The 23518-nt window shown below is 73.3% G+C and carries 24 protein-coding genes; 17 read left to right on the top strand and 7 right to left on the bottom strand.

The window, feature by feature from the left end:
• The first annotated feature begins 19 nt into the window (after positions 1 to 19).
• From cobM to cobC, 6 genes are read left to right on the top strand one after another with little or no spacing between them, the layout of a single operon-like run.
• The gene (cobM, locus tag QNO09_RS22900) at positions 20 to 838 is read left to right on the top strand and encodes a precorrin-4 C(11)-methyltransferase (RefSeq protein WP_283972114.1); all 819 of its coding nucleotides are present in this window, start codon (positions 20 to 22) and stop codon (positions 836 to 838) included.
• On the top strand, positions 835 to 2073 hold the full coding sequence (cbiE, locus tag QNO09_RS22895; RefSeq protein WP_283972113.1) for a precorrin-6y C5,15-methyltransferase (decarboxylating) subunit CbiE: 1239 nt from the start codon (positions 835 to 837) through the stop codon (positions 2071 to 2073). Before cobM ends, cbiE begins: the two co-directional genes overlap by 4 nt.
• Entirely contained in the window at positions 2070 to 3761 is a 1692-nt protein-coding gene (cobJ, locus tag QNO09_RS22890; protein WP_283972112.1) for a precorrin-3B C(17)-methyltransferase, read from the top strand. Before cbiE ends, cobJ begins: the two co-directional genes overlap by 4 nt.
• On the top strand, positions 3758 to 4345 hold the full coding sequence (locus QNO09_RS22885) for a precorrin-8X methylmutase (protein WP_283972111.1): 588 nt from the start codon (positions 3758 to 3760) through the stop codon (positions 4343 to 4345). The genes cobJ and QNO09_RS22885 overlap by 4 nt, the downstream gene beginning before the upstream one ends.
• Positions 4342 to 5268 carry a sirohydrochlorin chelatase gene (locus QNO09_RS22880; protein ID WP_283972110.1) on the top strand — a complete coding sequence of 309 codons (927 nt, stop codon included), beginning with the start codon at positions 4342 to 4344 and terminating at the stop codon, positions 5266 to 5268. The genes QNO09_RS22885 and QNO09_RS22880 overlap by 4 nt, the downstream gene beginning before the upstream one ends.
• Positions 5258 to 6313, top strand: a complete 1056-nt coding sequence (cobC, locus tag QNO09_RS22875; protein WP_283972109.1) for an Rv2231c family histidinol phosphate aminotransferase CobC — start codon at positions 5258 to 5260, stop codon at positions 6311 to 6313. Before QNO09_RS22880 ends, cobC begins: the two co-directional genes overlap by 11 nt.
• Positions 6314 to 6405: 92 nt before the next feature.
• On the opposite strand, the gene QNO09_RS22870 is transcribed toward cobC, so the two are convergent.
• Positions 6406 to 7407 (bottom strand): SCO1860 family LAETG-anchored protein, encoded by a 1002-nt coding sequence (locus QNO09_RS22870; RefSeq protein ID WP_283972108.1) that lies wholly within the window; start codon positions 7405 to 7407, stop codon positions 6406 to 6408.
• A gap of 161 nt (positions 7408 to 7568) precedes the next feature.
• Positions 7569 to 8660: an amidohydrolase family protein gene (locus QNO09_RS22865; protein ID WP_283972107.1), complete on the bottom strand. Its 1092-nt coding sequence runs from the start codon at positions 8658 to 8660 to the stop codon at positions 7569 to 7571.
• Positions 8661 to 8794: 134 nt separating this feature from the next.
• Here QNO09_RS22865 and QNO09_RS22860 point away from each other — a divergent pair, with 134 nt between their 5' ends.
• The 6 genes from QNO09_RS22860 (at position 8795) to thpD (ending at position 14031) form a co-directional block, all read left to right on the top strand.
• Positions 8795 to 9895 (top strand): pyridoxal-phosphate-dependent aminotransferase family protein, encoded by a 1101-nt coding sequence (locus QNO09_RS22860; RefSeq protein WP_283972106.1) that lies wholly within the window; start codon positions 8795 to 8797, stop codon positions 9893 to 9895.
• Positions 9896 to 9958: 63 nt separating this feature from the next.
• Positions 9959 to 10495 carry a DinB family protein gene (locus tag QNO09_RS22855; protein ID WP_283972105.1) on the top strand — a complete coding sequence of 179 codons (537 nt, stop codon included), beginning with the start codon at positions 9959 to 9961 and terminating at the stop codon, positions 10493 to 10495.
• A gap of 339 nt (positions 10496 to 10834) precedes the next feature.
• Positions 10835 to 11341, top strand: a complete 507-nt coding sequence (ectA, locus tag QNO09_RS22850; RefSeq protein WP_283972104.1) for a diaminobutyrate acetyltransferase — start codon at positions 10835 to 10837, stop codon at positions 11339 to 11341.
• A gap of 59 nt (positions 11342 to 11400) precedes the next feature.
• Positions 11401 to 12672, top strand: a complete 1272-nt coding sequence (gene ectB, locus QNO09_RS22845; RefSeq protein ID WP_283972103.1) for a diaminobutyrate--2-oxoglutarate transaminase — start codon at positions 11401 to 11403, stop codon at positions 12670 to 12672.
• A 44-nt stretch (positions 12673 to 12716) separates the two neighbouring features.
• On the top strand, positions 12717 to 13115 hold the full coding sequence (locus QNO09_RS22840; protein WP_283972102.1) for an ectoine synthase: 399 nt from the start codon (positions 12717 to 12719) through the stop codon (positions 13113 to 13115).
• A 16-nt stretch (positions 13116 to 13131) separates the two neighbouring features.
• On the top strand, positions 13132 to 14031 hold the full coding sequence (gene thpD, locus QNO09_RS22835; protein WP_283972185.1) for an ectoine hydroxylase: 900 nt from the start codon (positions 13132 to 13134) through the stop codon (positions 14029 to 14031).
• Between the two features lie 325 nt (positions 14032 to 14356).
• On the opposite strand, the gene QNO09_RS22830 is transcribed toward thpD, so the two are convergent.
• The 5 genes from QNO09_RS22830 to QNO09_RS22810 all read right to left on the bottom strand — a co-directional run bounded on the left by QNO09_RS22830 (position 14357) and on the right by QNO09_RS22810 (position 19104).
• Positions 14357 to 15409: an aminotransferase class V-fold PLP-dependent enzyme gene (locus QNO09_RS22830; RefSeq protein ID WP_283972101.1), complete on the bottom strand. Its 1053-nt coding sequence runs from the start codon at positions 15407 to 15409 to the stop codon at positions 14357 to 14359.
• A gap of 96 nt (positions 15410 to 15505) precedes the next feature.
• Positions 15506 to 16228 (bottom strand): DsbA family oxidoreductase, encoded by a 723-nt coding sequence (locus QNO09_RS22825; RefSeq protein WP_283972100.1) that lies wholly within the window; start codon positions 16226 to 16228, stop codon positions 15506 to 15508.
• 73 nt (positions 16229 to 16301) lie between these two features.
• Positions 16302 to 16796 carry a GNAT family N-acetyltransferase gene (locus QNO09_RS22820; RefSeq protein WP_283972099.1) on the bottom strand — a complete coding sequence of 165 codons (495 nt, stop codon included), beginning with the start codon at positions 16794 to 16796 and terminating at the stop codon, positions 16302 to 16304.
• A 46-nt stretch (positions 16797 to 16842) separates the two neighbouring features.
• Complete coding sequence (locus QNO09_RS22815; RefSeq protein ID WP_283972098.1) at positions 16843 to 17451, bottom strand: DUF1349 domain-containing protein; 609 nt, start codon at positions 17449 to 17451, stop codon at positions 16843 to 16845.
• 123 nt (positions 17452 to 17574) lie between these two features.
• Complete coding sequence (locus tag QNO09_RS22810; RefSeq protein ID WP_283972097.1) at positions 17575 to 19104, bottom strand: aldehyde dehydrogenase (NADP(+)); 1530 nt, start codon at positions 19102 to 19104, stop codon at positions 17575 to 17577.
• Between the two features lie 133 nt (positions 19105 to 19237).
• On the opposite strand from QNO09_RS22810, the gene QNO09_RS22805 reads away from it, so the two are divergent.
• The 5 genes from QNO09_RS22805 to QNO09_RS22785 all read left to right on the top strand — a co-directional run bounded on the left by QNO09_RS22805 (position 19238) and on the right by QNO09_RS22785 (position 23494).
• Positions 19238 to 20011 (top strand): IclR family transcriptional regulator, encoded by a 774-nt coding sequence (locus QNO09_RS22805; protein WP_283972096.1) that lies wholly within the window; start codon positions 19238 to 19240, stop codon positions 20009 to 20011.
• Between the two features lie 3 nt (positions 20012 to 20014).
• A complete protein-coding gene (locus QNO09_RS22800; protein WP_283972095.1) occupies positions 20015 to 20488 on the top strand; it encodes a GNAT family N-acetyltransferase in 474 nt (157 codons plus the stop codon).
• Between the two features lie 89 nt (positions 20489 to 20577).
• Positions 20578 to 21585 carry a hypothetical protein gene (locus QNO09_RS22795; RefSeq protein WP_283972094.1) on the top strand — a complete coding sequence of 336 codons (1008 nt, stop codon included), beginning with the start codon at positions 20578 to 20580 and terminating at the stop codon, positions 21583 to 21585.
• Positions 21582 to 22835, top strand: coding sequence for a sensor histidine kinase (locus QNO09_RS22790; RefSeq protein WP_283972093.1), 1254 nt, complete (start codon positions 21582 to 21584; stop codon positions 22833 to 22835). The genes QNO09_RS22795 and QNO09_RS22790 overlap by 4 nt, the downstream gene beginning before the upstream one ends.
• Positions 22832 to 23494 (top strand): response regulator transcription factor, encoded by a 663-nt coding sequence (locus tag QNO09_RS22785; protein ID WP_283972092.1) that lies wholly within the window; start codon positions 22832 to 22834, stop codon positions 23492 to 23494. The genes QNO09_RS22790 and QNO09_RS22785 overlap by 4 nt, the downstream gene beginning before the upstream one ends.
• The last annotated feature ends 24 nt before the right edge of the window (positions 23495 to 23518 follow it).

The following is a 23518-nucleotide window of genomic DNA, read 5'->3' as shown; positions in this document are numbered from 1 at the left end:
CCACGAGAGGACCCATCCCATGGCCGACGCCCCTGCCGGCACAGTGACCTTCGTCGGCGCCGGCCCCGGTGCCGCCGACCTGCTGACGTTCCGCGCCGCGCGCGCCATCGCCGAGGCCGACGTGGTGATCTGGGCGGCCAGCCTGGTCCAGGAGGAGGTCCTCGAGCACGCCCGCGAGGACGCGGAGATCCTGGACTCGGCGACCATGTCCCTGGAGGACGTCGTCGGCGTGTACGAGCGGGCCCGCGCCGAGGGCCTCAAGGTCGCCCGCATCCACTCCGGTGACCCGGCCCTGTGGGGCGGCACGCAGGAGCAGGTCGACCGGTGTGCCGAGATCGGCATCGCGACCGAGATCGTGCCCGGGGTGTCCTCCTTCTCGGCCGTCGCGGCGCTCGCCCAGCGCGAGCTGACCATCCCCGAGGTCGCGCAGTCGGTCGTGCTGACCCGGCTCGGTGGCGGCAAGACGCCGATGCCGCCCGGGGAGGAGGTCCGTGAGTTCGCCAAGCACGGCACCACCATGGCGGTGTTCCTCTCCGCCGCCCGCAGCGGGCAGCTCGTGCGGGAGCTGCTGGAGGGCGGCTACCCGACGACGACCCCGGTCGTGGTGGCCTACCAGGCGACCTGGCCCGAGGAGCTGATCGTGAAGTGCACGATCGGCACGCTGGAGGAGACGGTCAAGGAGCACAAGCTCTGGAAGCACACCCTGTTCCTGGTCGGCCCGGCGCTCGACGCGCACGGCACGCGCTCGCACCTGTACCACCCGGGTCACTTCCACGGCTACCGCAAGGCCGACCCGGAGGCCCGCAGGGCCCTGCGTGAACGGGGTGCCAGTACATGATCACGGTGGTCGGCACGGGGACGGGGGCGGCGCCCTGCGACGACGTCCTCGCCGGTGCCGAGCTGGTCGTGGGCGGGCGGCGGCATCTCGATGCCGTGCGGCTGCCCGAGCGGGCGGAGCGGGTCGTGCTCGGGCCGCTGGCACCGGCTCTCGACACCATCGGCACGTACGTCGCGAAGGACCGTCCCGTTCTGGTCCTGGCCTCCGGCGACCCCGGGTTCTTCGGGATCGTGCGGGTGCTGGCCGAGCGGTTCGGTCCGGAGCGGCTTCAGGTGCGGCCCGGGGTGTCGTCCGTGGCCGCCGCGTTTGCGCGGATCGGGCTGCCCTGGGACGACGCCGTGGTGGTGAGCGCCCACGGGCGGGAGCTGCGCACGGCCGTCAACGTGTGCCGGGCGCAGGCGAAGACGGCTGTGCTGACCGGGCCGGGCGCGGGCCCCGCGGAGCTGGGTGCCGCGTTGTGGGACGCGCCGCGGGTGCTGGTCGTCGCCTCCGGGCTCGGCTCGCCGGCGGAGCGCGTGGAGCGGGTGACGCCCGCCGAGGCCGCCGCCCGGGACTGGGGCACGGCGGTGAACGTGGTGCTGTGCCTGGACGAGACGCGCGCCCTCGGGGCCGTGCGGACCGTCGCGGGGCCCGGGGAGCGGCCCGCCGGCTGGGCCCTGGCGGAGGCGGAGTTCACCCACCGGGACTCGATGATCACCAAGTTCGAGGTGCGGGCGCTGGCCCTGGCCCGGCTGGGGCCGCGCCCGGGTGACCTGGTGTGGGACGTGGGCGCGGGTTCGGGGTCCGTGGCCGTGGAGTGCGCGCGGCTGGGCGCGGCCGTCACCGCCGTGGAGAAGGCCGCGGACGGGGTGGAGCGGGTCCGCGCCAACGCCGCCGCGCACGGCGTGGACGTCCGCGTGGTGCGGGGCACGGCGCCGGACGTGCTGGCGGATCTCGCCGAGGCCCCGGACGCCGTGTTCGTGGGGGGCGGCGGGCGCGAGCTGCCCGCCGTCGTCGCCGCGTGTGCGCGGCGTGCCCGGCGCACGGTGGTCGTCGCCATGGCGGCGCTCGACCGGGTACCGGCCGCGCGCGAGGCCCTGACGGGCGCCGGTCTCACCTGCGACGGCGTGCTGCTGCAGTCGTCGCGGCTCGCGCCGCTGCCCGGGGACGTGACCCGGCTCGCGGCGACCAACCCCGTTTTCCTGCTGTGGGGCGTCCGGCCTCCGGCAGCTGTCGAAGAAGGAGTCGCTCAGTGATCGGCCTCATTTCCGCCACCGCGGCGGGAGCGGCTGCGCGGGACCGGCTGGCCGCGGCGTGGCCGGACCGCACGCGGGTGTACGACGGTCCCGTCGGGGACGCCGTACGGACCGCGTTCGCGCAGTGCGAGCAGCTCGTGTGCTTCCTGGCGACGGGGGCGGTGGTGCGGCTGGTGGCACCGCTGCTGTCCGGCAAGACCGAGGACCCGGGCGTGGTGTGCGTCGACGAGGGCGGGCGGTTCGCCGTGTCCCTGCTGGGCGGGCACGCGGGCGGGGCCAATGAACTGGCCCGCGAGGTGGGCGACGTGCTGGGCGCCGAGCCGGTCGTGACGACGGCCACGGACGCCGTGGACCTGCCGGGCCTGGACACCCTCGGCCTGCCCGTCGAGGGCGATGTCGCCGGGGTGTCGCGGGCGCTGCTGGACGGTGAGGCGGTGGCACTGCGGGCCGAGGTGGCCTGGCCGCTGCCCCCGCTGCCGGTGACGGACGAGGGCCCGTACACGATCCGGCTCACCGACCGGCTCGTGGAGGCGGCCGGGCGCGAGGTCGTGCTGCGTCCGCCGAGCCTGGTCGTCGGGGTCGGGGCGTCCAAGGGCGCCCCCGTCGAGGAGGTCCTCGGGCTGGTCGGGGACGCCCTGCGGGAGGCCGGGCTGTCCCCGGCGTCCGTCGCCGAGCTGGCCACCGTCGACGCCAAGGCCGCGGAGCCCGGCATCGTCGAGGCGGCGCGGCGGCTCGGGGTGCCCCTGGTGACGTACTGCGCCGAGGACCTGGCTGGGGTCGATGTGCCCAACCCGTCCGACGCGCCGCTCGCGGCCGTCGGCACCCCGTCCGTCGCGGAGGCCGCCGCGCTCGTCGGCGGCGGCGAACTCCTCGTCCCCAAGCGGAAGTCGGCCGCGAGCCCGGCGATGGCGACCTGTGCCGTCGTACGGCGGCCGGGGCGCGGGCGGCTCGCGGTGGTCGGGCTCGGGCCGGGCGCCCGGGACCTGCTGACACCGCGCGCGAAGACCGAACTGCGGCGCGCCCGCGTGCTCGTGGGGCTCGACCAGTACGTCGACCAGATCCGTGACCTGCTGCGGCCCGGCACCCTGATCCTGGAGTCGGGACTCGGGGCCGAGGAGGAGCGGGCGCGCACGGCGGTCGAGGAGGCCCGCAAGGGGCAGGCCGTCGCCCTGATCGGCAGCGGGGACGCGGGCGTCTACGCCATGGCCTCCCCCGCGCTGGCCGAGGCCTCCGACGACATCGACGTGGTCGGAGTGCCCGGCGTGACCGCGGCGCTCGCGGCCGGCGCGATCCTGGGCGCCCCGCTGGGCCACGACCACGTGTCGATCAGCCTGTCCGACCTGCACACACCGTGGGAGGTCATCGAGCGGCGGGTGCGCGCGGCGGCCGAGGCGGACCTCGTGGTCACCTTCTACAACCCGCGCTCGCGCGGCCGCGACTGGCAGCTCCCCAAGGCGCTGGGCATCCTCGCCGAGCACCGGACGCCGACGACGCCGGTCGGTGTCGTACGCAACGCCTCGCGGCCGGACGAGTCCAGCCGGCTCACGACGCTGAGGGCTCTGGACCCGGCGACGGTCGACATGATGACGGTCGTGACCGTGGGCAACACGGCGACCAGGGACATCGCGGGGCGCATGGTGACCCCGCGCGGTTACCGCTGGCAGTCGGCGCGGGAGGGCTCCGAGTGAACCGCGTCGTTCATCCGATCGAGGTGGAGTCCTACCGGCGGCTGCGCGCCCGGCTGGACACCTCGCACTTCCCGCCGCTGACCCGGGCGGTCGTGGAGCGGGTCATCCACTCCGCCGCCGACCTCGACTACGCCACCGACCTCGTCATCGACGAGGCCGCCCTGCGGAAGGCGCACACGGCGCTGCACGCCGGGGCGCCCGTGGTCGTGGACGTGGAGATGGTCGGCGCCGGGATCACCCGGCGGGAGACCGTCTGCCGTCTGAGGGACGCCGAGTCCGGTCCGGGGCTGACCCGTTCCGCGCACGCGATCCGGCTCGCCCACGAGCAGGTCGGCCCCGGTGCCCTCTGGGTGATCGGCAACGCGCCGACCGCGCTGGAGGAACTGCTGACGCTCGACGCCGACCCCGCGCTCGTCATCGGCCTGCCCGTCGGTTTCGTCGGAGCCGTCGAATCGAAGGCCGCGCTGCGCGAGAGCGGACTGCCCGCCGTGAGCAACGTGTCCGAGAAGGGCGGGTCGGCGGTCGCCGCCGCCGCGCTCAACGCCCTGCTGTACCACCCCACTTCCGCCGAGGAGAACCTGTGACCACCCCGCCCGCCCTGCTCATCGCCGGCCACGGCACCCGCGACGACGCCGGAGCGGAGGCGTTCCGCGACTTCGTACGGCGGCTGGGGGCCCGGCACCCCGGGCTGCCCGTCGCGGGCGGCTTCATCGAACTGTCCCCACCGCCGCTGGGCGAGGCCGTCACCGAGCTGGTGGAACAGGGCGTGCGGCGCTTCGCCGCCGTCCCGCTGATGCTGGTGTCCGCCGGGCACGCCAAGGGCGACATCCCGGCGGCCCTGGCCCGTGAGAAGGAGCGGCACCCCGGCATCTCCTACACCTACGGGCGTCCGCTCGGCCCGCATCCGGCGCTGCTGAACGTGCTGGAGCGGCGGCTGGACGAGGCCCTGGGGTCGGCGGACCGCACGCCCGGGGACCGGGCCGACGTGACGGTGCTGCTGGTGGGGCGCGGCTCCACGGACCCGGACGCCAACGCCGAGGTGCACAAGGCGGCCCGGCTGCTGTGGGAGGGGCGCGGGTACGCCGGTGTCGAGACGGCGTTCGTGTCGCTGGCGGCGCCGGACGTGCCCAGCGGGCTGGACCGCTGTGTGCGGCTGGGCGCCCGCCGGATCGTGGTCCTGCCCTACTTCCTGTTCACGGGCATCCTGCCGGACCGGGTGCGACACCAGACAGAGGGCTGGGCGGCCGCGCACCCGGAGGTCGAGGTGCTCTCCGCCGACGTCATCGGGCCGGAGCCGGAGCTGCTGGACCTGGTGTGGGAGCGGTACGAGGAGGCCGTCAAGGGCGATCTGCGGATGAACTGCGACTCGTGCGTGTACCGCATCGCGCTGCCCGGCTTCGAGGACAAGGTGGGCATGCCGCAGCAGCCGCACTTCCACCCGGACGACGACGACCACCACCACGGGCACGGGCACCACCACCACGGCGCTCACTCGCATGCGCACTGAGAGCGGGCACGATCTGCGCCACCACGGCGACGCGGAGGTCCGGGACGACGGCGGCTCGCTCGTCGACCTCGCCGTGAACGTCCGCGCGGACACACCGCCGAAGTGGCTGAGGGAGCACATCGCCGCGTCGCTCGGCGGCCTGGCCGCCTACCCGGACGGGCGTGCCGCGCGGGCGGCGGTGGCGGCCCGGCACGGGCTGCCGGTGGAGCGGGTGCTGCTGACGGCGGGAGCGGCGGAGGCGTTCGTACTGCTGGCGCGGGCGCTGAAGGTGCGCCGGCCGGTCGTCGTCCACCCTCAGTTCACGGAGCCCGAGGCGGCGCTGCGGGACGCCGGGCACACGGTCGGCCGGGTGCTGCTGCGGGAGGAGGACGGCTTCCGGCTGGACCCGGCGGCCGTCCCCGGGGACGCGGACCTGGTCGTGATCGGCAACCCGACCAACCCGACCTCGGTGCTGCACCCGGCGGACACGATCACCGGCCTCGCCCGCCCCGGGCGGGTGCTGGTGGTGGACGAGGCGTTCATGGACGCGGTGCCGGGCGAGCGCGAGGCCCTGGCCGGCCGTGCCGACGTGCCCGGCCTCGTGGTGCTGCGCAGTCTGACCAAGACATGGGGGCTGGCCGGGCTGCGGATCGGGTACGTGCTGGCGGAGCCGGAGACCGTCGAGGACCTGGAGCGCGCGCAGCCGCTGTGGCCGGTGTCGACCCCGGCGCTGGCCGCGGCCGAGGCGTGCGTGGGGCCACGGGCGGTGGCGGAGGCGGCCCACGCGGCCCATCGCATCGCCGCGGACCGCGCGTATCTGCTGGCCGGTCTCGCCCGCTTCGCCCCGGCCGGACTGCGGGTCGCCGGGCCCGCGCAGGGCCCGTTCGTCCTGATCCGCCTGGAGCGGGCGTCCGCGGTACGGCGGCACCTGCGCGACCTCGGCTACGCCGTGCGCCGCGGGGACACGTTCCCCGGCCTGGACGAGCAGTGGCTACGGCTGGCGGTGCGGGACCGCGCGACGACCGACGGGTTCCTGCGGGCGCTCGAGCGAGCGCTGCAGCACTGAGGCCCGGGCTTCTGTGGGCGCTGGAGCAGGCCCCGAAGCCCCTCAGACCCCCGACTCCTCCTAGTTTCTCGCCGCCATCCCCGGCTGCGGGATCAGCCGCGGCGGCGGGCCAGCACCGTCACTCCCCCGCCAGCCACGAGCAGGGCGATCCCGCCGCCCACGAGGTACGGCGTCGTCGAGTCACCGCCGGTCTCGGCCAGCCTTTCCTCGGCGACTGCTCCCTGCGGCTCGGCGTCGGCCGGCGGGGCGGACGCGTCGGCCCCGGGCTGTGCGTCGGCCGCGGGCTGTGCGTCGGCCGCGGGCTGTGCGTCGGCCCCGGGCTGTGCGTCGGCCGGCGGGGCGGACGCATCGGCCCCGGGCTGTGCGGCGGCGGGCGCGGGCGTCTTGCAGGCCGCCTCAGCCAGGGTGAGCGTGCCGTCGACCTCGGCGACGTTCAGCTTCCCCGGGTTGACCGACACCTTGAGTTCGAGGGCGGTGGCGGCGGCCGAACGGGCCGTCGTCCGGGTACTCGACAGATCCAGGCGCACCTCGCCGACGCCCGGCACCGTGACGTCCGCCGAACCCTCGGCGGTGAGGTTCACGCGCTCGCCGAGCACGGTCACCGAGCCGGGAATGGCGGTCGTGGCGACCGGCTCCTCCCCGACCTCACAGGTGGCCTTGGACGTGATCTGCTCGACCTCGATCACCGCCAGCAGCGGCAGGCCGGGGACGTGCAGGCGGGCATGGGCCAGGGTGGCGGCCGCCTCGGCCTTCGTGGCGGTCGTCGTGGCTCTCGCCTGAGCCACCTCGGCGCGCAGCACGCTGAAGGGCCGGCCGCCGTTCACCGCGTCCAGCCGGGCCGTCAGTGTGGTCTCCTCGGCGCTCCGCGGAGCCTGGACCTCGTTGAGGGAGACGGCGAGCGGGACGTTCACCGACTTGTTCAGCAGGGAGACGTCCAAGTCGGTGCGCAGGGTGACCGCGCTCGCGCGGCCGTGGTCGTCGACGGCGTACGCCGGGCTCACGCCGGTCAGTGTCACGGGCCCGGCGGCCAGGGCCATGACCGTCGCGACGGTCGCCAGACGGCGTGCGGGCACACGGAAGAAGGTGCTGTTCACGGTAGAGGCTCCAGGGGAGACAGGCTCGGGTCCCTGAAACATTCGTCTCGCGCCGCATACACCGTGAGTGATCTGACGCCGCTTCACTCCAACGTGGCAAGACCGTGGGAGTCCTTGACCGTCCGGAACGGCACAGGCGTTCCCCGCCGTCACCCTCCCGGCTACCCGACCACGCGCCCGTTCAGCACCACCCGGCGCGGCGACGCCAGGACGCGTACGTCCGCACGCGGGTCCTCGTCGTAGACGACGAGGTCGGCGGGGGCGCCCTCGTCCAGGCCGGGGCGGCCGAGCCAGGCGCGGGCCGTCCAGGTGCCCGCGGCGAGGGCCTCGACGGGCGGGATGCCGGCGGTGACCAGTTCGGCGACCTCGGCGGCGGCCAGGCCGTGGGCGAGGCCGCCGCCGGCGTCCGTGCCGACGAAGACCGGGATCCCGGCGTCGTAGGCGCCCCGGACGGTGTCGTAGCGGCGTTCGTGGAGTCGGCGCATATGGGCCGACCAGCGCGGGAACCGGGCCTCGCCGCCCTCGGCGAGCTGCGGGAAGCCGGCGATGTTGACCAGGGTCGGCACGATGGCCACGCCCCGCTCGGCGAACAGCGGGATGAGGTCCTCGGTCAGGCCCGTCGCGTGTTCGATGCAGTCGATGCCCGCCTCGACGAGGTCCCGCAGGGAGTCCTCGGCGAAGCAGTGCGCGGTCACGCGGGCTCCCAGGCGGTGGGCCTCGGAGATGGCCGCCTCGACGGCGTCGCGGGGCCAGCACGCCGACAGGTCGCCGAGGTCGCGGTCGATCCAGTCGCCGACCAGCTTGACCCAGCCGTCGCCGCGCCGGGCCTCCTGGGCGACGTAGGCCACCAGGTCCTCCGGCTCGATCTCCCAGGCGTAGTTGCGGATGTAGCGGCGGGTGCGGGCGATGTGCCGCCCGGCACGGATGATCTTCGGCAGATCCTCGCGGTCGTCGATCCAGCGGGTGTCGGAGGGCGAGCCGGCGTCGCGGATGAGCAGCGTGCCCGCGTCCCGGTCGGTCAGGGCCTGCTTCTCGGCGACGTCCGCGGGGACGGGGCCGTGCCGGTCGAGTCCGACGTGGCAGTGCGCGTCGACGAGGCCGGGCAGGGCCCAGCCGACGACGGTGCGGACGTCGTGGGCGCCGCCGGGACGGTCGTAGGAGACGCGGCCGTCGACCACCCACAGTTCGTCCCGGACGTCCTCGGGCCCGACGAGCACCCGTCCCTTCACGTGCAGCACCGTGCGATCGCTCATGTACCGCACCTTAGTGAGCCGGCCGCCGGGCCTCGACGGAGGCCGGTGTCCGCGGGACTCGCCACGTGAGGGGGTGAGGCCGGCCGGTTACCCTCGATGCGATCGAACCTGCTGTGAGTGAAGAGAGCATTGCCGTGACGCATCCGTTTCTGGACCTGGCCCCGCTCGGCGCGGACCGCTTCGCCGCGATCGAGGACCGTGTCGCACGGCTGATGGACACCCGGCAGGACGTCGTGATCATGCAGGGTGAGGCGCTGCTGCCGCTGGAGGGCGCGATCCGTGCCGCGGCCGGTCCGGGCACCACGGCGCTCAACATCGTCACGGGGCCGTACGGCCAGACCTTCGGCGACTGGCTGCGGGACTGCGGCGCCGCGGTGATCGACCTGGCGGTGCCCTTCCACACGGCCGTGACGGCCGAGGAGATCCGGCAGGCCTTCGCCGAGCACCCGGCCATCGACTTCGTGTCCCTGGTGCACGCGGAGGCGGCGACCGGCAACACCAACCCGGTCGCGGAGATCGGCGAGGGCGTGCGGGCGCACGGGGCGCTGTTCTACCTGGACGCCGTGGCGTCGATCGGGGCCGAACCGGTGCTGCCGGACGCCTGGGGCGTGGACCTGTGCGTGATCGGCGCGCAGAAGGCGATGGGCGGCCCGGCCGGGGTGTCGGCGGTGTCGGTCAGCGAGCGGGCCTGGGCCCGCATGGCGGCGAACCCGAAGGCGCCCCGCCGGTCGTACCTGTCGCTGCTCGACTGGAAGGAGCGGTGGATCGACCGCGGCCGCACGGCGCTGCCGCACGCGCCCGCACAGCTGGAGATGCTGGCTCTGGAGGCGTGTGTGGAGCGGATCGAGACGGCGGGGCTGGAGGCCGTGATGGCCCGGCACGCCTCCGCCGCGGCGGCGACACGGGCCGGGTCGGTCGCGCTCGGTGGCGGGCTGGAGCCGTACGTGTACGAGGCCCGGGACGCGGCGCCCGTCGCCACGACGCTGCGGGCGCCGTCCGGGCTGGTGGCGTCGGAGCTCGTCCGGCGGGCGCTGGCGGCGGATCCGGCGGTGCCGCTGGCCGCGGGCGGAGGCGCGCTGGCCAAGGAGATGATCCGGGTCAACCACTACGGCGCGCAGGCGACGCCCGGGGCCGTGCGCGCGAGTCTGGCGGCCTTGGGGGTGGCGCTCTCCGAGCAGGGGCTGCCGGTCGACGTGGAGGGCGCGCTGCGGGCCGCCGAGGAGGCGTGGCGGTAGTCCCCGGCCGAAAGGCATCGGGCGTCCGGGCACCGGGTCGGCGCCCCGTGTCATGCTCCCCGAATGACCGCCGACACACCCGCTGACGCCCCCGCCCTTCCCGACGGCCGCCCCGTCCCCCACCTCACCGGTGACGAGCGGGCCATGCTCGAGAGCTGGCTGGACTTCCACCGGGCCACTCTGGCGCTGAAGTGTGCCGGGCTGGACGACGCTCAGGTGCGGGTGGCGGCGGCCGAGCCGTCGTCGCTGACGCTGCTCGGGCTGGTGCAGCATCTCGCCGAGGTCGAGCGGAACTGGTTCCAGCGGGTGGCCGGCGGGCTGGCCGTACCGCCCGTGTTCGAGGACGCGACCGGCTACACGCTGGATCCGGCGCGGGGGCTCGACGAGGCACTCGGGATCTGGCGGCGGGAGATCGCGCGGGGGCGGGAGCTGTGCGCCGGGCTGCCGCTGGAGCACCTCGGGCGGGTCGCCGAGGGGCCGGTGCCCGGCATGGAGGTCAGTCTGCGCTGGGTCCTCATTCACATGATCGAGGAGTACGCGCGGCACAACGGTCACGCCGATCTCTTGCGGGAACGTATCGACGGAGTGACCGGGGCCTGAATTCCACGCGCTTTCCGATACATCCCACATGTAAGCTGACACACAATTGGCAATTCTTTCGAGAACAGCTTCCCGTCTTCTCCTGCCCGCTTTCGCCGGTCCTAAACGCACGGATTTCAGGGGCACTCGGCGGCGCAATTGCGGCAGGTCTCGTGCGGGTTGCACACCTGTGACGCGTTACACATGGTGACCGATTTGACCGGTAATTACCGGTCAATATCGGGCATTCCTCCCCCTCGTCGAGTGGATCCTCGCGCTCGCGTGATAACACAGACGTGGCTCATATGTAACCCTCATCGGCGATGCAATTTCGAATTTCGCTGGGTAAGTTCATTTCGTATGACTGCCGTACAAGCAGATCCGCAAATCGACCGCCCCACGGTGGCTGACGGAGCCGCACTCTGGCGGATGGCGAAGGACTCGAAGGTTCTCGACGTGAACTCGTCCTACAGCTATCTGCTGTGGTGCCGCGACTTCGCCGCCACATCGGCTGTGGCCCGTGACGAGCGCGGCGAGCCGATGGGTTTCATCACCGGGTACGTGCGGCCGGACAGCCCGCGCACCCTGCTGGTCTGGCAGGTGGCCGTGGACGAGGCCCACCGCGGGCGCGGACTGGCCGCCGCGCTGCTCGACGGTCTGGTCGCGCGGACCGTGACCGAGCGAGAGGTGACGACGGTGGAGACCACCATCACCCCGGGCAACACCGCCTCGGAGCGCCTGTTCACCTCGTTCGCCGAGCGTCACGGCGCGCGGCTGGAGCGAGAGGTGCTGTTCGACGCGGGCCTGTTCCCCGACGGGCCGCACGACGCGGAGGTGCTGTACCGCATCGGCCCCCTGCCCCACTGAGACTTCCCGCGCCGCCCCACTCCCACAGACTTCCCCCACGTACCGAGGAGCGATTCGTCGTGACCATCACCCAGCCCGACCTGAGCGTCTTCGAGACCGTCGAGTCCGAGGTGCGCAGCTACTGCCGCGGCTGGCCCACCGTCTTCGACCGTGCGGTGGGCAGCCGCATGTACGACGAGGACGGTCATGAGTACCTCGACTTCTTCGCAGGAGCCGGGTCACTGAACTACGGCCACAACAACCCGGTCCTGAAACGCGCGCTGATCGACTACCTGGAGCGGGACGGCGTCACGCACGGGCTCGACATGTCGACCACCGCCAAGCGCACGTTCCTGGAGGCCTTCCAGAACCTGCTGCTGCGCCCGCGTGACCTGCCGTACAAGGTCATGTTCCCCGGCCCGACCGGCACCAACGCCGTGGAAGCCGCGCTGAAGCTGGCGCGGAAGGTGAAGGGACGCGAGTCGATCGTGTCGTTCACCAACGCCTTCCACGGCATGTCGCTGGGCTCGCTGGCCGTGACCGGCAACGCCTTCAAGCGCGCCGGCGCCGGCATCCCGCTGGTGCACGGCACCCCGATGCCGTTCGACAACTACTTCGACGGCACGGTCGAGGACTTCCTGTGGTTCGAGCGGCTCCTGGAGGACCAGGGCTCGGGCCTCAACAAGCCCGCCGCCGTGATCGTCGAGACCGTGCAGGGCGAGGGCGGCATCAACGTGGCCCGGCCCGAGTGGCTGCGCGCCCTGTCCGAGCTGTGCGAGCGGCAGGACATGCTGCTGATCGTCGACGACATCCAGATGGGCTGCGGCCGTACCGGCGCGTTCTTCTCCTTCGAGGAGGCGGGCATCACGCCGGACATCGTCACCGTCTCCAAGTCGATCAGCGGCTACGGCCTGCCCATGTCGCTGTGCCTGTTCAAGCCCGAGCTCGACGTCTGGGAGCCCGGCGAGCACAACGGCACCTTCCGCGGCAACAACCCCGCGTTCGTCACGGCCACCGCGACCCTGGAGACGTACTGGGCCGACGGTTCCGCGATGGAGAAGCAGACCCGCAAGCGCGGTGAACAGGTCGAGCAGGCCATGATCTCCATCACCGAGGAGAACCTGGCCGACGTGAAGGAGTACCGGGGCCGCGGCCTGGTGTGGGGCCTGGAGTTCCACGACAAGGCACGCGCCGGCAAGGTCGCCAAGCGCGCCTTCGAGCTCGGACTGCTCATCGAGACGTCCGGCCCGGAGAGCGAGGTCGTGAAGCTGCTTCCGGCCCTCACCATCACGCCGGAGGAACTGGACGAGGGCCTGAGCACGCTGGCCCGCGCCGTCCGAGAGACCGCCTGACACCGAACCGAGAGCACCACCCATCTAGGAGGCATCGCAGCACCGTGATTGTCCGTTCGTTCAAGGAGATCGAAGGTACCGACCGGCACGTGAAGGCGGCGTCCGGCACGTGGGAGAGCAAGCGCATCGTCCTCGCCAAGGAGAAGGTCGGCTTCTCCCTGCACGAGACGGTCCTGTACGCGGGTACGGAGACGTCGATGTGGTACGCGAACCACGTCGAGGCCGTCGTCTGCGTGGAGGGCGAGGCCGAGCTGACCGACCACGAGACCGGGCAGACGCACACCATCACGCCCGGCACCATGTACCTCCTGGACGGGCACGAGAGGCACACGCTGCGGGTCAAGAAGGACTTCCGCTGCCTCTGCGTGTTCAACCCGCCCGTGACCGGACGCGAGGACCACGACGAGAACGGCGTCTACCCGCTGCTCACCGAGGAGGTGTGACGTTTCCATGACCGCCATCACCGAGACCACCACCGGTATCACCGACCTCTATCCCAGTCGCGGCGCCACCGAGGTGCTCACGCCGCGTCAGGACCCGGTCGTCTGGGGCGCCCCCGACGCCCCGGGCCCGGTCGCGCCGGCCGACCTGCTGTCCTTCGAGCGCGACGGTTTCCTGGCCATCGACGAGCTCATCGGCCCGGACGAGGTCGCCGTGTACCGGGACGAGCTGAACCGGCTGGTCACCGACCCGGACATCCGTGCGGACGAGCGGTCGATCGTCGAGCCGCAGTCCAAGGAGATCCGCTCGGTCTTCGAGGTGCACAAGATCAGCGAGGTGTTCGCCCGGCTGGTCCGTGACGAGCGGGTCGTCGGCCGGGCGCGGCAGATCCTCGGCTCGGACGTGTACGTCCACCAGTCGCGGATCAACGTCAAGCCGGGGTTCGGCGCCAGTGGCTTCTACTGGCACTCGGACTTCGAGACGTGGCACGCCGAGGACGGTCTGCCGCGGATGCGCACGGTGTCGGTCTCGATCGCGCTGACCGAGAACCACGACACCAACGGCGGGCTCATGATCATGCCGGGGTCGCACAAGACGTTCCTCGGGTGCGCGGGGGCCACGCCCAAGGACAACTACAAGAAGTCGCTGCAGATGCAGGACGCGGGCACGCCCTCGGACGAGGCGCTGACCCAGCTGGCCTCGCAGCACGGCATCAAGCTGTTCACGGGCAAGGCCGGTTCGGCGACCTGGTTCGACTGCAACTGCATGCACGGATCCGGCGACAACATCACGCCGTTCCCGCGCAGCAACGTGTTCATCGTGTTCAACAGCGTGGAGAACACGGCGGTGGAACCGTTCGCGGCCCCGGTGCGGCGACCGGAGTTCATCGGGGCGCGGGACTTCACGCCGGTGAAGTGACCGCTCCTCTGCCGGGGGTCCGGGGAGCGTCCCCCGGAGGACACGGCATAGGGGCGCGGGACTTCACGCCGGTGAAGTGACCGCTCCTCTGCCGGGGGTCCGGGGAGCGTCCCCCGGAGGACACGGCATAGGGGCGCGGGACTTCACGCCGGTGAAGTGACCGCTCCTCTGCCGGGGGTCCGGGGGTCGTCCCCCGGAGGACACGGCATCGGGGCGCGGGACTTCACGCCGGTGAAGTGACCGCGTGACAGCGGTGAAGTGACCGTGTGACAGAGCTGCCGGGTGGGGCCTCCTCGTGTGGGACGGGAGGCCCCACCCGGTTGTGTCATGCGGCGAGGATCTCCAGAAGCCGGTCCACGTCCGCGGGCGTGTTGTAGAGGTGGAACGCGGCCCGCAGGTTCCCGGCCCGGTCGGAGACCTCGATGCCCGCCCGGCTCAGTTCGCCCTGCCGGTGGCCGAGCCCCGGCACCGACACGATGGCCGAGCCCGGCGCGGGCACCGGCTCGTGTCCCAGCCCGGCGAGTCCGGCGCGGAAGCGGTCCGCGAGGCCGACGTCGTGGGCGTGCACGACGTCGACGCCGATCTCTTCGAGCAGTTCCAGCGAGGCCCGCAGCCCGGCGTAGGTGAACAGGGCGGGGCTGACGTCGAACCGCCGCGCGGAGTGGGCGAGTTCCTCGACCGGGCCGTAGCAGCTGTCCCAGGGGCGTTCCCCGGCGACCCAGCCGGCGAGCAGCGGCGTGAGCCCGCCGAAGTCCCGCGGGGCGACGAAGAACGAGGCGCCGTGCGGGCCCAGCAGCCACTTGAAGCCGACGGCGGCGAGGAAGTCGTCGGCGTCGGCCTCGATCGGCAGCCAGCCGGCCGACTGGGAGGCGTCGACGTAGGTGCGGGCGCCGTGCGCCCGGGCGGCCTCGCGCACGGCCGGCAGGTCGGCGAGGCGGCCGTCGGCGGACTGGGCGGCGCTGACCGCGACGAGCGCGGTGCCGGGGCGGACGGACTCGGCGATCCGCTCCAGCGGCACGGCCCGCACCTTGAGGTCGCCGCGCGTGTGGAACGGGTTCACCAGCGAGGAGAAGTCGCCCTCCGCCGTGAGGACTTCGGCTCCGGCGGGCAGGGACGCGGCGATCAGCCCGCCGTACTCGGCGACCGAGGCCCCGGTCGCGACCCGCTCGGCGGGCACGCCGGCCAGCCGGGCGAAGGACGCGCGGGCGGCCTCCACGTCCTCGTACAGGGGACCCAGGGGCGTGCCCTCGGCGCGCATCCGCACCGCCTGCTGCACGGCGCTGACGGTGCGGGCGGGCAGCAGCCCGTTGCTCGCGGTGTTGAGGAAGGTGTGCTTCGGGGTGAACTCGGCACGGACGAGGTTCTCGAAGGTCTCCATGCAACCACTCTGCGTCCCCGGGATCTCCCCGTCCATTGCCGATTTCTGCGTGATGCGGCCAAGGAGCGCTTATGGATGCGCTCCGAGCTGGGCCTTTCAGGGCTGGGGCACGGCGCAGCCGTCCGGTCCGCAGGCGTCCGCGCCGTCGGCGTCGCCGCTCTCGACGATCTTGAGGGCCGAGCGCTCGCCGTACGCCTGGGTGAGGGCCCGGACGAACACCTCGGCGGGCTGGGCGCCGGAGACGCCGTACTTCCGGTCGAGGACGAAGAACGGCACGCCGTTCGCTCCGAGCTGCGCGGCCTCGCGCTCGTCGGCACGCACCTCGTCGGCGTACGCGACCGGGTCGGCGAGCACCGCGCGCACGGCCTCGGCGTCCAGCCCCGCGGCCGAGGCGAGTTCCACCAGCCGCTCGTCGTCGTCGAAGACGGAGCGCTCCTCGGCGAAGTTGGCCCGGTAGAGCAGGTCGAGGAGCTTCTCCTGGCGGCCCTGCTCCTTCGCGAGGTGCAGCAGGCGGTGCATGTCGAAGGTGCTGCCGTGGTCGCGGCCCCGGGTGCGGTAGTCGAGACCCTCGGCGGCGGCCTGGGCCCCGAGGTTGTCCTCCCCGGCCTCCGCCTGAGCGGCGCTCATCCCGTACTTCTTGGTGAGCATCGTGATCACGGGCTGGATGTCGTCCTTGGCGCGGCCCGGGTCCAGCTCGAAGGAGCGGTGCACCACCTCGACCTCGTCGCGGTACGGGAAGTCCCGCAGCGCCTTCTCGAAGCGGGCCTTGCCCACGTAGCACCAGGGGCAGGCGATGTCGCTCCAGATCTCGACGCGCATGTCTCGGCTCTCTCCAGGTCGTACGGTACGGAGACTCCCTCCGCCAAGTGCATGAACGTTCAAGCAGCGGGGTTCATTCCCCGGGCAGGGCGTACCGCATCCGCACATGGTGGTCCCCCGGGCCGGCCGCCTCCGGGACCCAGCCCAGCCGCCGGTAGAACCCCTGGGCCCGCCGGTTGTCCACGTGCACGTCCAGGACGGCCTCCCGACGGCCGTCGGCCCGCCACTCCTCGACGCAGGCCGCGTGCAGCGCGGCGCCGACACCGCGACGCCAGTGGCCGGGGTCGACGTGGAACTGGAACAGCTTCACCGTGTCCGCCGGTGCGTCCTCGGGGACGCGGAAGGAGGCCAGGCCGATGATGCGGCCCGCCTCCACGACGCACAGCACCCGCCCGTCGGGCCGGGTGAGGGCGCCGCGCCAGGAGGCGGTCCAGTCGGTGCCGTCCTGCGGCAGCCCGCCGGGGTAGTACGTCGCCCGGGCCCGCGCGTGCAGCGCGACGACGTCCGCCACCTCGGCGGGCAGGACGGTACGGATCACTCGGCCTGGAGTCACTCGGTCCCTGATCATGGAACCGATGACGCGATCGCACGGGACGGCGGTTCCCGGCCCGGCCTCAGCTGCCGTCGCGCAGATCCTTCGGCCAGGACGGCCTGAACTCGATGTGGTCGTACGTCACCACGCAGCCCTCGCCCATCGGGGACTGGGTCATGAAGCCGACCAGGGCCGCCTCCGTCTCCTTCTCGCCGGCGAGGGTGAAGAGACGGACGAAGACCCAGCGTTCACCGTCGTGGGAGGCGTGGAAGGCGAAGGCGCGGCCGGTGCGGCTCACCCGGAGCCAGACGGAACTGCCGTCGACGGTGAAGGAGTTGGCGTCGTCGGAGTGCCCCCGGGTCACCACCGTGCAGACGGTGGGGACGTCCGGGGAGTACTCCAGGCAGAGCTTGGCCCAGGCCCGCTCCCCCACGTGCACGTAGAGCACACCGGCATCGAAGGCCGCGCCGAACCCGACGGTGACCTTGGCGATCAGCTGGAAGTCGCCCTCGGGCGCCCCGAGCAGCCGGGGCGCGTCGGAGGCGGGGTCCAGCCCCTCGTCGGTGGGCGGAACGAACCGGTCCTGCCGCGCCACGGCCCACCCGGTGAGCACGCCGTTCTCGTAGGACCAATGACCGTCGGGCCCGTAAGTGCGCAGCGGGAACGGAAGTTCGGGAAATTCGAGATCCATTCGGCTCACTCTTCCAGCTCCGCCCCCAAGGGGCGCGGGACTGTGTCAATTTGCGGCTCCGCCACGTGGGCGCGATCAACCACGAACGACCCGCGGCCCGGAGCTCACCGCGCCCCTACGGCGTCAACGCTCCAGGCGCCCGTTGAACCGACGAGGCAGCCCCAGCGGATTCTCGTCCCGCAACTCGGCCGGCAGCAGCGCCCCGGGCGCGTTCTGGTAGGCAACAGGCCGCATCCACCGCTCGATCGCCGTCCCGCCCACCGACGTGGACGTCGACGTCGTGGCCGGGTACGGACCACCGTGGTGCTGGGCCGGCGCGACGGCGACACCCGTCGGCCAGCCGTTCACCAGCACGCGCCCCGCCAGCGGCGTCAGCTCGGCGAGGATCTCGGCGCCGCGGCCCTGGCCCGCCGCCTCCTCCTCGGACAGCTGCACCGTCGCCGTGAGGTTGCCCGGCAGCCGCGACAGCACCGCCTTCACCTCGGTCTCGTCCTCGTAGCGGGCCACCACGGTGACCGGCCCGAAGCACTCCTCCAGAAGCAGGTCGTGCTCGCCCTCGGCGGCCAGCCTGCTCGCCGGCACCGTGAGGAAGCCCGCGCTGACGGTGTGCTCGCCGCCCGCGCCCGGGGTGACGGGGGACTCGACGTCGGGCAGTCCGGCCCGCTCGGCGACGCCCGCGACGAAGTTGTCACGCATCCGGTGGTCGAGCAGGACCCCGGCGTCGGTGTCGCTGACGGCGTCGGTCAGGGACTTCAGCAGGGCGTCCCCGGCGGCACCGGCCGGCGCGAGGACGAGGCCCGGCTTCACGCAGAACTGGCCGACGCCCAGCGTCATCGAGCCGGCGAGGCCCGTGCCGATCGCCTCGGCCCGCTCGGCGGCCGCGGCCTCGGTGACGACGACCGGGTTCAGGGAGCCCAGCTCGCCGTGGAAGGGGATCGGGACCGGGCGGGCGGCCGCCGCGTCGAAGAGGGCCCGGCCGCCGCGCACGGAACCGGTGAAGCCCGCCGCCGCGACCAGCGGGTGCTTGATCAGCTCGACGCCCGCCTCGAAGCCGTGGACCAGGCCCACGACGCCCTCGGGGATGTCGTGCCGGGCGGCGGCGCGGCGCAGCACCTTGGCGACGTACTCGGACAGGCCCGGGTGGTCCGGGTGGGACTTGACGACGACCGGGCAGCCGGCCGCGAGGGCACTCGCGGTGTCGCCGCCCGCGACCGAGAAGGCGAAGGGGAAGTTCGACGCCGAGTAGACGGCGACGACGCCCAGCGCCACCTTGTAGCGGCGCAGGTCCGGGATCGGCGGGGTCGCAGTGTCGTCGGGGTGGTTGATGACGACGTCGAGGAAGGCGCCCTCGTCCACGATGTCCGCGAAGGCGCGCAGCTGGTAGCAGGTGCGGGCGAGCTCGCCGGTCAGCCGGACCGGGCCGAGCGCGGTCTCGGCGTCGGCGGTCTCGACGAGGCCGTCCTTGGCCGCCTGAAGCTCCTCGGCGGCGGTGCGCAGGAAGGCCGCGCGGACCGTGCGGTCGGCCAGGGCGCCGCGTGCCTCGTGCGCGGCGCGGACGGCGGCGTCCACCTCCTGGGCTGTGGCCTCCACCGCAACCTGTTCACGCTGCTTCCCGGTTCGGGGGTCGACACTCCAGACTGGTGCTGCTGCCACCGCGGGTCCCTCCACACATGTCATGCCGCAGTACTTGGGTCATCCACCAGGGACGTTCGATATACTGAACGCCGTCTCTGATGATGAATATGCTGGGGAGACTATTTCCCGTCCAACGAAGGGGTCAAGGGCGATGTCGGCTGGCGAGACGGGCGGCGGGGCGCAGGTCAAGTCCGCGGTACGAACGGTTGAACTGCTCGAATACTTCGCCGGGCGCCCCGGCATGCACTCCCTCGCGGCGGTCCAGGAGGCCGTCGGGTATCCCAAGTCCAGCCTCTACATGCTGCTGCGCACCCTGGTCGAGCTGGGCTGGGTGGAGACGGACGCGACCGGCACGCGGTACGGCATCGGCGTGCGGGCCCTGCTGGTGGGCACGTCGTACATCGACGGCGACGAGGTCGTCGCGGCGGCCCGCCCGACGCTGGACCGGCTCTCGGACGACACGACCGAGACGATCCACCTCGCCCGCCTCGACGGCACCAACGTCGTCTACCTGGCCACCCGCCAGTCCCAGCACTACCTGCGCCCCTTCACCCGGGTCGGCCGCCGGCTGCCCGCGCACTCCACGTCCCTCGGCAAGGCGCTGCTGAGCACCTATTCGGACGAGCAGGTCCGCAAGATGCTCCCGGAGACGCTGCCCGCGCTGACCGAGCACACGATCACCGACCGGGAGAGGCTCATCGAGGAGCTGCGCCAGGTGCGGGAGCAGGGCTTCGCCGTGGACCGCGAGGAGAACACCCTGGGGCTGCGCTGCTTCGGCGTGGCCATCCCCTACCGCACACCGGCGCGCGACGCGATCAGCTGCTCGGTGCCGGTGGCACGGTTGACCCCGGCGCACGAACAGCTGGTGAAGGACGCCCTCTTCGACGCGCGGGACCGGCTGACACTGGCCACCCGTAGGCTCTGAGGCATGAACGTCGAGCTGCGCCCGGTCCATGACAGCGATCTGCCGGTCTTCTTCCGGCAGATGAACGACCCCGAGTCCCTGAGCATGGCGGCCTTCACCCCGGAGGATCCGGCCGACCGGGCCGCCTTCGACGCCCGCTGGTCCCGGCAGCGCTCCTCGCCCGACATCGTCGCCCGCACCGTCCTGGCCGACGGTGACGTGGTGGGCAGCGCGGCGGTGTACGGAGTGCCGGGCGAGCGCGAGGTGACGTACTGGATCGACCGCGCGTACTGGGGCAAGGGCATCGCCACCCGGGCCCTGCGGGCGCTGCTCGCCGAGGTGCCCGAGCGCCCGCTGTACGCACGGGCGGCGTCGGACAACACGGGGTCGCTGCGCGTGCTGGAGAAGTGCGGCTTCCGGGTGGCGGCGGCGGCCCGGGGGTACGCCACGGCCCGGGGTGCCGAGATCGACGAGACGGTGCTGATCCTGGAGGGCTGAGCGGCCCCCACGGTTCTCCCCCGTCCGGCGGAGGCGGATCGTCGCCGGGCAGGAGGTGCCGGGGACCCGCCCCGCGGGAGCCTGATCGCATGACGCAGTCGATCGCTCCCCCCGCCGCTCCCGGCCCCGCCGTCCGTGCCGACCGCCCCCGGCGGGTCCTCCGTGCCGTCGCCGTGGTCTCCTGCGTGCCCTACCTCGCTCTCAAGGCCGCCTGGATCGCCGGGAGTCACCTCGGGATTCCCGAGGGGAGCCCGCTGCTGGACGACCACCTGACCATGGCCGTCGTCAACGGGCTGTCGATGCTGCTGGACAGCGCGGTGATCGTGCTCGCGCTGGTGCTGACCCGGCCGTGGGGGCTGCGATTGCCCGCGTGGCTGCTCGCGTTCCCCGTGTGGGTCGCCACCGGGTTGCTCGCACCGATCATGGCCGGGTTCCCGGCGCAGCTGGTGGCGAGGGCGTTCGGCGGAGGGGGCGGCTCGTCGGCGGACCGGGAGGCCTTCCTCCACGCGTGGGTGTTCGCCGTCGTGTACACGGGGTTCATCGCGCAAGGGCTCGCGCTGGGGGGCCTGTTCGTGCTCTACGCGCGGGACCGCTGGGGGCACGTGTGGCGCGGGCGGGTGGGGGACCTGCCCGTCGGTGCCCTCGGCCCGGCCCACCGGGTGCTCGCGGTGGCCGCCGCCGTGCTCGCCCTGCCGCCGCTCACGCTCCACGCCCTCTGGGCCTGCGGTGTCTCCGCCGGGCTCGGCGAGGGCCGGGCCGCGGACCGGGGCGGTGACTTCCACGTCCTGGAGGCGCTGTACGTCGTGTTCCTCCTCGCGGCGGTCACCGGTGCCGTGCTGATGGCGTTCCGGCGCGGCCGGGCGCTGCCCGTGCCGGTGCCGCTCGGTCTCGCCTGGGTGGGGTCGAGTGCCGTGGTCTGCTGGGGCGGCTGGCTGTCGCTGGCCTCCGTCGGGGGTGCGGCGGACCTCGCCGACCGCCCCACCCCGTCGATGAACCTCGCCTACGCTGGCCAGATGCTCGTGGGCCTCCTCGTCGCCGCCATCGGCGCCTACCACCTGGCGGAGCGTTCGGCCGCGGGCGCGCGGCGGGCGGTGTGAGCGCGGTCGGCAGGTCGCTGTTCGGCCGGCGGGCGCGCCTGCGCTGGATCCATCTGATCCTCGGCGGTGCGCTGGCCGTGCCGTACGTCCTCGTCGGCTCGGTGATCATCGCTCCGGCCATCGGCGCCACGGACGTGTTCGACTCCTTCCCCCTCCAGCTGGCCTCGTTCGGCGTCGGCCTGCCGCTCGCGGCCGTCACCTCGCTGTTCCCGCTCACCCGGCCGCTGGAGTCCGCCGCCGTGCGCTGGCTGTGCGGTGTGGACGAGGACCGGCTCGCGTTCGGACCGGCCGGGACGCGGGGCGAGAAGGGCCGGACCGCGGCCTGGTTCACGCTGCATCTCGGGTTCGGCGGCATCATCGCGGGGATGTCGCTGGCGCTGCCGCCGTTCGCCGCCGCGCTGATCGTGCTGCCGGTCCTCGCGGGACTGCGCGACAGCCGGCTCGGGCTGCCCGAGGCCTTCGACCACACCTGGGTCCTGGCGCTGGCCCCGGTCGCCGGCGTGGCGTCGCTGATCGCCCTCGCCGGCTGCGCGGCCGGGTGCGGCGCGCTGCTGGCCCGCTGGGCGCCCCTGCTGCTCGGCCCCACGCCGAGGGAGCGGCTCGTGGCCGCCGAGGCCCGCGCCGCCGACCTCGCGGTGCGCAACCGGCTGGCGCGGGAACTGCACGACAGTGTCGGCCACGCCCTGTCCGCGGTCACCCTCCAGGCGAGCGCGGCCCGCCGGGTCCTCGACTCCGACCCCGCCTTCGTCCGCGAGGCCCTCGCCGCGATCGAGGACACCACCCGGCGCACGGTCGGTGAACTCGACGCCGTCCTGGGCGTGTTGCGCGACGGCGACGCCCCCGGCACGGCCCCGGCACCCACCCTCGCCGCCGACCTCGACGGGCTGCTGCGACGCACCCGGGCGGGCGGACGGCGCGTGACCGCCGCCGTGGGCGCCGACCCGGAGGCGCTGCCCCCGCTGCTGTCCCGCGAGGCCTACCGCATCGTGCAGGAGGGACTGAGCAACGCCCTCAAGCACGCCGGTGAGCGGGCCGCCGTCGAGGTGTGGATCGCGGTGGCGGACGGGGACCTGGAGATCACCGTGGAGAATCCCGTGACCGGCCCGGCGCCCTCCCGCACCGGCGGCGGCCACGGGCTGCGTGGGATCGCCGACCGGGCCAGGCTGCTGGGCGGCACCGCCACGGCCGGACCGACCCCGGCGCAGACCTGGCGGCTGCACGCCCGCCTGCCGATGAAGGGACCCCTGTGATCCGTCCGGCCACCGTCCGTGTCGTCCTCGCCGACGACGAGCGCATGGTGCGCACCGCGCTGCGCGCCATCCTCTCCGCGGAGCCGGACCTGGAGGTGGTGGGCGAGGCGGCCACCGGCGCGGAGGCCGTGTCGGTCGTCCGGGAGCTGCGGCCGGACGTCGTCCTCATGGACGTCCGGATGCCGGAGGTCGACGGGATCCGCGCCACCGAGCGGATCCTCGCCACCCTGGACGAGCCGCCCCGGATCGTCGTCGTGACGACCTTCGAGAACGACTCCTACGTGTACGACGCCCTGCGCGCCGGAGCCGCCGGGTTCCTGCTGAAGCGGGCGGACGCCGACGCGCTCGTGCAGGCGGTCCGGCTCGTCGCGCGCAGTGACAGCCTGCTCTTCCCGGCGGCCGTCCGCACCCTGGCGACCGAGCACGCCCGCGCGCACCCGGCACCGCCCGCGTGGGTGGCGAAGCTCACCGGGCGCGAGCGGGAGGTGCTGCGGCACATGGCGGAGGGGCTGACCAACGCGGAGATCGCGCGCCGTATGGAGGTCGGCCCGGCCACCGTGAAGTCGCACGTCGCGGCGGTGCTGGCCAAGACCGGCACCCGGGACCGCACACAGGCGGTGATCGCGGCGTACGAGGCGGGTTTTCTGAACGGCGGATGAGAAATCGGCGCGTCGGATGAGAAA

It is taken from the genome of Streptomyces sp. 378 (assembly GCF_030124145.1).
GTDB lineage: Bacteria > Actinomycetota > Actinomycetes > Streptomycetales > Streptomycetaceae > Streptomyces.
Note: the sequence above shows the minus strand (reverse complement) of the source record. Positions and strands in the feature narration are given on the sequence as shown.

What these genes read in the sequence shown, in the direction of transcription:
- cobM (WP_283972114.1), top strand. Translation starts at nt 20, where the DNA reads ATGGCCGACGCCCCTGCCGGCACAGTGACCTTCGTCGGCGCCGGCCCC.
- cbiE (WP_283972113.1), top strand. Translation starts at nt 835, where the DNA reads ATGATCACGGTGGTCGGCACGGGGACGGGGGCGGCGCCCTGCGACGAC.
- cobC (WP_283972109.1), top strand. Translation starts at nt 5,258, where the DNA reads ATGCGCACTGAGAGCGGGCACGATCTGCGCCACCACGGCGACGCGGAG.
- QNO09_RS22865 (WP_283972107.1), bottom strand. Translation starts at nt 8,660, where the DNA reads ATGAGCGATCGCACGGTGCTGCACGTGAAGGGACGGGTGCTCGTCGGG.
- QNO09_RS22855 (WP_283972105.1), top strand. Translation starts at nt 9,959, where the DNA reads ATGACCGCCGACACACCCGCTGACGCCCCCGCCCTTCCCGACGGCCGC.
- ectA (WP_283972104.1), top strand. Translation starts at nt 10,835, where the DNA reads ATGACTGCCGTACAAGCAGATCCGCAAATCGACCGCCCCACGGTGGCT.
- QNO09_RS22830 (WP_283972101.1), bottom strand. Translation starts at nt 15,409, where the DNA reads ATGGAGACCTTCGAGAACCTCGTCCGTGCCGAGTTCACCCCGAAGCAC.
- QNO09_RS22825 (WP_283972100.1), bottom strand. Translation starts at nt 16,228, where the DNA reads ATGCGCGTCGAGATCTGGAGCGACATCGCCTGCCCCTGGTGCTACGTG.
- QNO09_RS22820 (WP_283972099.1), bottom strand. Translation starts at nt 16,796, where the DNA reads ATGATCAGGGACCGAGTGACTCCAGGCCGAGTGATCCGTACCGTCCTG.
- QNO09_RS22815 (WP_283972098.1), bottom strand. Translation starts at nt 17,451, where the DNA reads ATGGATCTCGAATTTCCCGAACTTCCGTTCCCGCTGCGCACTTACGGG.
- QNO09_RS22805 (WP_283972096.1), top strand. Translation starts at nt 19,238, where the DNA reads ATGTCGGCTGGCGAGACGGGCGGCGGGGCGCAGGTCAAGTCCGCGGTA.
- QNO09_RS22800 (WP_283972095.1), top strand. Translation starts at nt 20,015, where the DNA reads ATGAACGTCGAGCTGCGCCCGGTCCATGACAGCGATCTGCCGGTCTTC.
- QNO09_RS22795 (WP_283972094.1), top strand. Translation starts at nt 20,578, where the DNA reads ATGACGCAGTCGATCGCTCCCCCCGCCGCTCCCGGCCCCGCCGTCCGT.